The organism is Delftia sp. ZNC0008 (assembly GCF_000799035.1).
In the GTDB taxonomy this organism is placed as follows: Bacteria; Pseudomonadota; Gammaproteobacteria; order Burkholderiales; family Burkholderiaceae_C; genus Comamonas; species Comamonas tsuruhatensis.
Window position 1 is genome coordinate 1 of record NZ_JTKZ01000317.1, and the last position, 6,701, is coordinate 6,701.

Annotated in this window: 6 protein-coding genes; all 6 read right to left on the bottom strand. The window is 69.0% G+C overall.

The window, feature by feature from the left end:
* A partial coding sequence (locus L995_RS10520) for a DUF4880 domain-containing protein (RefSeq protein WP_047471478.1) occupies positions 1-292 on the bottom strand: 292 nt, incomplete at its 3' end.
* A gap of 120 nt (positions 293-412) precedes the next feature.
* Positions 413-970, bottom strand: a complete 558-nt coding sequence (locus L995_RS10525; RefSeq protein ID WP_047471487.1) for a sigma-70 family RNA polymerase sigma factor — start codon at positions 968-970, stop codon at positions 413-415.
* Positions 971-1,132: 162 nt separating this feature from the next.
* Positions 1,133-2,299: a DUF4272 domain-containing protein gene (locus L995_RS10530; protein ID WP_047471481.1), complete on the bottom strand. Its 1,167-nt coding sequence runs from the start codon at positions 2,297-2,299 to the stop codon at positions 1,133-1,135.
* A 96-nt stretch (positions 2,300-2,395) separates the two neighbouring features.
* Positions 2,396-3,928: a sigma-54 interaction domain-containing protein gene (locus L995_RS10535; RefSeq protein WP_047471484.1), complete on the bottom strand. Its 1,533-nt coding sequence runs from the start codon at positions 3,926-3,928 to the stop codon at positions 2,396-2,398.
* Positions 3,929-3,970: 42 nt separating this feature from the next.
* Positions 3,971-4,291, bottom strand: a complete 321-nt coding sequence (locus tag L995_RS10540) for an ArsR/SmtB family transcription factor (RefSeq protein ID WP_016449629.1) — start codon at positions 4,289-4,291, stop codon at positions 3,971-3,973.
* 140 nt (positions 4,292-4,431) lie between these two features.
* Positions 4,432-6,663 carry a TonB-dependent receptor gene (locus L995_RS10545; RefSeq protein ID WP_231574404.1) on the bottom strand — a complete coding sequence of 744 codons (2,232 nt, stop codon included), beginning with the start codon at positions 6,661-6,663 and terminating at the stop codon, positions 4,432-4,434.
* Positions 6,664-6,701: the final 38 nt, after the last annotated feature.

Sequence of the window (6,701 nt, forward strand, 5' to 3'; positions counted from 1 at the left end):
CCGCGTGTGGCCGCGCCCTTTGCCCGTGCAGGTCAGCGGCCTTGTCGGCAGCCAGTTGGCGGCGCAGCTGCTGGACGGCGGTGTCAGGCAGCGTATCAAGGCGGCGCCAGTCGGCCTGCCAGCGCTCGAAGGCGGCCCGGTGGTCCGGATCGACGGCCAGCCAGGCCTGGAAGTCCGCATCATCGAAGGCGGCCTGCGGCTGCTGGCTGAATTGCGCAAACCAGTCCAGCGCCTGGGCATCGGCGCTGCGGCTGGCATCGGTGGGCCGGGCTGGGGGGAGGTGTTCAGTCATGCGAATGACGCAGGCTACAGGGAAGCAGACGCACGGACAGCCGCGAACCCAACCCCGCGTGCGGGGCAAACGGGGTGAGGGCACAGGCCGCAGTCCGCGCAGGCCATGCAAGGTCTGGCCTCATCGAGCGTCTCCCGGCCGGGGCGATGCTGCGGGCGCAGGCGTGCCGTCCATGCGGTCCTGGCAGGCGCGGCAGGCCTGCATGCCCAGCTTGATGTGGCGCTCGACCATGGTGGTGGAGATGCCCATGTGCCGGGCCACTTCCGCCTGGGACATGCCGTCGAACTTGTGCAGGATGAAGGCCTCGCGGCAGCGCAGCGGCAAGGCGCCGATGGCGGCCAGCAGCGCTTGCACGGACTGGGAGGACATGGCGGCGATCTCGGGCTCGCAGGCCTGGGGGCCGGCCAGGTCATCCGCGCCCTGCGCCTGCTCCGCGCCCTGCGGCCCGGCATCCAGCGGCGCATGCGCTCCACGCACCTCGCTGCGGCGGTACTGGTCGATCACCAGGTTGCGCGCCGTGCGGTACAGCAGGGCACGCGGTTCGGCAATGCCCTCTCCAGAGCGCTGCACGGCCAGCAGGCGCGCATAGCTTTCCTGTGCAAGATCCTCGGCCGTGTCGCGATCCTTGACGGCCCTTTGCAGGAACCTCAGCAGTTCTCGGTAATAGCGTACGACCACGGGAGCCAACAACGGATCAGTCAACGGATGGCCATGCCCGGCCGCCTTGGCCCAACGGCAGGCGGTGCCGGGGGCCGCGAAGCGGCGAGTATAGACAGTTGAATGAGTTTCAATCTCAAACAGGAATAAAAAGAGGGCCGGCTGTGCGGCCATGCCACCTGCTCAGGTGGGCGTGTCCACGTCATCCCAGTCGTTGCCCTCGAAGCGCACCAGCCAGTTCAGGGCGTGGTGGCGCTCCATGAGCACGTCGGCGTTCAGCCCCGCGGGCGCGGGCTGCTGTTGCACCTGGGCCTGGCGCACGATCCAGTGCAGGCGGTAGTGCTGGTCCAGGGCGTCGAGGATGTCGCTGTCGGGCCGCATGCGCGCGGCATGCAGGGCGCCTTGCAGGTCGCCGGCCTGCAGCAGGGTGCGCGAGGTGAGCGGCACGTCGCAGATGGCATCGGGGAACGGCAGCGTATCGACCAGGCCCAGCGCCCATTCCAGCAAGTACGCGGCTTCGTAGCGCCAGCCGAACTTGGCGATGGCCTCTTCGGAGGGCTGGGCAGTGGCCATGAAGTCGCGCTCGTTGGGGGTGAGCGCGGCCTGGGCGGCTGGCAGGCGCTGGAACAGCTCGTCGGGCGTGAGCGGTTCGCCACTGTTCATTGCTTCGTTCAGCGATTCGGCGCGCACGGCCACGGCCAGCAGGGCGAAGGCGCGTGCGGCGATCTCATCGGGCGCGCGCATGCGCAGTTCGGGCTCGGAGATCAGCGGCGGCAGGCTGGCCGCTGGCGTGAAGCCGCGCTGCGCCAGCGTCTGCTCGCTGCGCTGCTTGCGCTGCCAGGCCTGCTGCGGATAGGGCAGCGCGGCCTGTTCATCGGGCTCGGCGCCGTTGGCGGCCAGCAGGATGCGGCCCTGCGGGTCGCGAATGCTGCCGTCCGCCAGAAATGCGATGGCGTTGGCGCGCTGTGCCCAGCCGGCAAAGGCATCGAGCTGCTCCGGCGCAATGCCCAGGCTCAGGTGCTGCTGCACGCGCTGGATATGGCGCATGGCGTGGTAGCGGTTGCGCGTCATCTGCCCATCGCCGCGCCCCAGCACATAGCCGACAAAGCCGGAAAGATGCGGTGCCAGCTCGGGGTCCGACAGATCGCGGCGCCCGGCCAGCGTGTGCGGAAAGTCAATCGCAGGAAGGTCCCAGACGGTGCAGTAGGCGTTGATGAGTACTTCGTCCTTTGCAGCATCCGCCTGGGGTTCCTGCTGCTGGCGTTGGTGTTGCGGGTGTTCCTGTGGGCGAGCGGGCTCGGGTGCAGGCTTGCTGAATGCGGTCTTGAGGCGGGTAAGGAGGTTTTTCATGTTCACGGACTGGGTTCCGGGATGGGCTCCGGGATGGGGAACAGCAGGAATCGCCCTGCCTCTTGGCCACGGTACGGCCTGCAGATGGCGGGTGACTCAGCCCCCCAGCTCCAGCACCGCCATGCGGTCATACAGCGTGGCCCGCGAGATGCCCAGCTGGCGCGCCGTGGCCAGTTTGTTGCCGCTGTTGGCGGCCAGGGTGGCGGTGATGGCCTTGCGTTCCAGCTCGGCCACCTGCTGGGCCAGGGGGCGCAGCAGGTCGGTGTCGGCGGGGCTGTCGTGGGCAGGGGACGGGGCGGGCGCAGTCTCGGGGCCGGGCGCAGGGGCGGCGGGTTCCACGCCGGATGAGCGCAGCACTTCGCGCAGTTGCTCTGCGTTGATGGCGGTGTCTTCGCTGCGCATGGCGGCCTGCTCCAGCACGTTGCGCAGCTCACGGATGTTGCCGCGCCAGGTCTGGCCGGCCAGCAGGGCCAGGGCGTCGGGCAGCAGTTCGGGCGGGGGCATGTCGTTGCGCAGGGCCAGTTCTTCGGAGAGGACTTCGACCAGGGCCGGGATGTCGCGCCTGCGTTCGCGCAGCGGGGGCACGCGGATGGGCAGCACGTGCAGGCGGTAGAAGAGGTCTTCCCTGAAGCGGCCGTCCCGCACCATCTGCGGCAGGTCGCGCGAGGTGGCGGCGACCACGCGCACGTCAAAGCGCACGAGCTGGTTGGAGCCCAGCGGTTCGATCTCGCCTTCCTGCAGCGCGCGCAGCAGCTTGGCCTGCAGGTTCAGGGGCATGTCGCCGATTTCGTCGAGGAACAGCGTGCCGCCGTCGGCCAGCCTGAATTTGCCGTCGCGCGGCTTGCGGTCGGCGCCGGTGAAGGCGCCGGGGGTGACGCCGAAGAATTCGGCCTCCAGCAAGGCGTCCGGCACGGCGGCGATGTTGACGGTGACGAAGGGGCCGCCGCTGCGGGCCGATGCGGCGTGGATGGCATGGGCCAGCAGCTCCTTGCCGGTGCCGGTCTCGCCCAGCAGCAGCACGGGGCTGAGCGACTGGGCTGCGCGGCGCGCCTGGCGCTTGACCTCCACGGCCGCCGGGCTGCTGCCGACAAAGCTGGCAAAGCTGTACTTGGCGCGGCGCTCGCCCTGCACGGCCACGCGCAGGCTGCGGTTGCGCTGGGCGGCCAGCTCGCGCCGGGCCTCGTCCAGGTCGCGCTGCAGAACGGCGAACTTGCTGATCAGGGGCTGCAGCGTGGTCTCCGGCTGGTCGAACAGCACGATGCCGATGGCACCGATGACCGCGCCCGCATCGTCCTTGAGCGGGATGCGGCTGACCACGAAGGTGCCGGCACGGTTGGTGAGCAGGTCGATGAGCACGGGCTCGCCGGTTTCCAGCACGCGGCGCATGCGGGTGTTGGGAATGACGTCCTCGACCATGTGGCCCAGGAACTCATCCACCGAGGCCACGCCCAGGTCGGGCAGGAAGCGCTGGTAGCCCTCGTTGACCCAGACGATGCGCCCTGCCCTGTCGGCCAGGAACATGCCCTGGCTCATGGTGGAGAACAGCTGGAACATGGAGCGCGCTGCCAGCGCGAGGATGCCGTCGGCATCGAGCGGCAGGGGCTGGACCAGGGTGGGTGTGGGCGGCATGGATGGCATCCTAGCCGAGTCGCCCCTGCCAGGCTGCGGCACTCAGCCCTGCTCGATGGCGACCTGGGTGCAGATGGCGCAGCACATCTGCGCAGCCTGCTCGTTGGCGATGAAGTAGTAGATGCTGACGCCTTCGCGGCGCCGGCCCAGCACGCCGGCCTGGTACAGCGTGTTCAGGTGCTGGGACATGTTGGGCTGCGTGGTGGCGATGCTGGCGAGCAGCTCGGTCACGTTCTTCTCGCCATTGCACAACACGCTGATGATCTTCAGGCGCACGGGCGCCGCCATGGCACGGAACAACTCCGCAGCGCTCTCGAACACGCTGTCGTCGCTCAGGTCCATGCTGTCATTGCGGCTGTCCATAGGCGTCTGTCATCCTGGTATACGGCGGGAGGGCAAGGGGGCTGGCATGCTTTGCCGCCCGACCGGGCTAGTTTATAGCCCGCAGGGCGGCAGCGCAGGCTCGGTGCGGCTTGATGGAAGGCAAGCCGCCCTGTCATCGCTCAGAAATCAACCGTGGCCGACAGCATGAAGGTGCGCGGTGCGCCCAGCCCGAGGCTGGTCCACAGCGGCGTGGCCCAGTAGGCCTTGTTGGCCACGTTGGTGATGCTGCCGCGCAGCGTGAGCGGATGGCCGGCCGCAGTGGTCACGTAGCGCGCACCGATGTCGAACACGGTGCGGCCCGGCACGGACAGCGAGTTGTCGGCATTGATGTACTGTCTGGAAGCCGTGGTGGCGTTGGCCGTCAGCGTCAGGCCCTGCACGGCGGGCAGGTCCCACTCCACGCCCAGCTTGCCCTGCAGCCTGGGCACGCCCGCCGCCAGCTTGCCCTGGTTCACGCCGCCTGCCGTGCGGGCGAGCTTGGGCTGTACGTAGGCAATGCCGCCCATCAGGCGCACGCCCGTGGCCACGTTGCCGAAGAAGCCCCATTCCACGCCCCGGTTGCGCTGCTCGCCGCCGAAGGAGAAGACGTTGGAGACGGGATCGGTGTAGCCGTTGGGCCGCTGGATCTCATAGAGGCTGAAGGTGTGGGCGAAGTCGCCCAGGTCCAGCTTCAGGCCCAGCTCCTTTTGCCGGGACTTGTAGGGCGCGAACACTTCGCCCGCGTTGGCCGCCGTCATGGGTGCGGTGGCGCCCTGGCTCAGGCCTTCGATGTAGTTGGCGTAGACCGAGACACGCTCGCTGGCCTTCACCAGCAGCGCGGCGGCCGGCGTGGTGGCGCCTTCGTCATAGCGCGCGGTGCGCGCGCCCGTGGCCACGTTGAAGGTGTCGCTGAGCACCTGCTGGCGGCGCAGGCCCAGGGTGAGCTGCACGCGGTCCTGCGCAAAAGACAGGGTGTCGGCCACGCCGATGCTGGTCAGCCGCAGTTCGGTGCGCGAGATCGGGGGCGCGTTGAAGCTGGTGGCCGGGCCCCAGATGGGGTGGTAGATGTTGGTGATCCAGTCCTGGGCCAGCACGTTGCGGCGGCCGAACTGCTTGTCGGTATGCGTGTAGTAGGTGGCGTTGAGCGCCCACTGGTGGCCCACGCCGGCCGTGTTGAACTTGCCCTTGAGGCCGGCCTCGGCCGACTTCTTGTCCATCTCGAAGCCCAGGTCGGCCAGGTTGGTGCGGTAGTCGCCGGCCGTGTTGAAGACCTGGATCAGGTAGGCCCCCGTGGAACGGTACCGGGTCTTGCTGGTGCCCACGGCGGCATAGGCCGTGACGCGGTCGCCCAGGTCGAGTTCGCCGCGCACCATGGCGCCCTTGTCCTTGGTGTCGTAGAAGGCCCAGCTGGGGTTGAGCAGGGTGTCGGCCTTGGGCGGCCTGGGCACGGGCAGGCCTGCGGCCAGGTTGATGCCGCGGTTCAAGCCGTCGGTGCGGTCCTCGCTGCTGTACAGGTCGGCCGACAGGCGGGCACGGTCGCCGCGCCAGTCCAGGCCCAGCGAGGCCAGCCGGGTCTCTTTTTCCTGGTGGTTCACGGCGCCGTCGCCGTCACGCAGCACGCCGTTGAAGCGGATGCCGAACTGCTTGCGCTCGCCGAACCGCCGGCCCAGGTCGATGTGGGCGCCCAGCTGCGCATCGGACATGAAGGAGGTGGTCAGCCGCGTCAGCGGCTCGTCGCCCGCGCGCTTGGGTACGAGGTTGACCGTGCCGCCCACCGAGCCGCCGGGCGGCATGCCGTTGAGCAGGGCCGAGGGGCCCTTGAGCACGTCCACGCGCTCGAACATTTCTGGCGATGCGCGGTAGAACGGTGCCACGCCGAACAGCCCGCCAAAGGTCACATCGCCAATGCTGGAGCTGAAGCCGCGAATGGAGTAGTTCTCGCTGATGATGCCGGTCATGCCCGTGCTGAACACGGTGGGGTCGGCGGCGGAGATCACGTCGGTGATGTCGCGGGCCTGGCGGTCGGCGATGAATTTCTCGGTGTAGCTGATGGTGTTGAAGGGCGTCTCCATGAAGTCCTTGTCACCCAGCAGGCCCATGCGGCCGCCTGTGGAGACCTGGCCACCGGCATAGGCTTCCGGCGCCTGCTGAGCCTGTGCGCGCACGGTGACGGCAGGCATGAGCACGCCGCCGTCCACGGGCGCTGCCGCGTTGCGGTCGCGGCCCAGGGTGTAGCTGCCGTTGGCTTCGCGCAGGGCGCGCAGGCCCTGGCCGCGCAGCAGCTCGGCAAAGCCTTCGGCCACGCTGTAGCTGCCCGACAGGCCTGCGCTGCTGCGGCCTTGCAGCAGGCTGGCATCCACCGTCAGCTCCACGCCGGCCGATGCGGCAAAGGCGTTGAGCGCCTACGCGG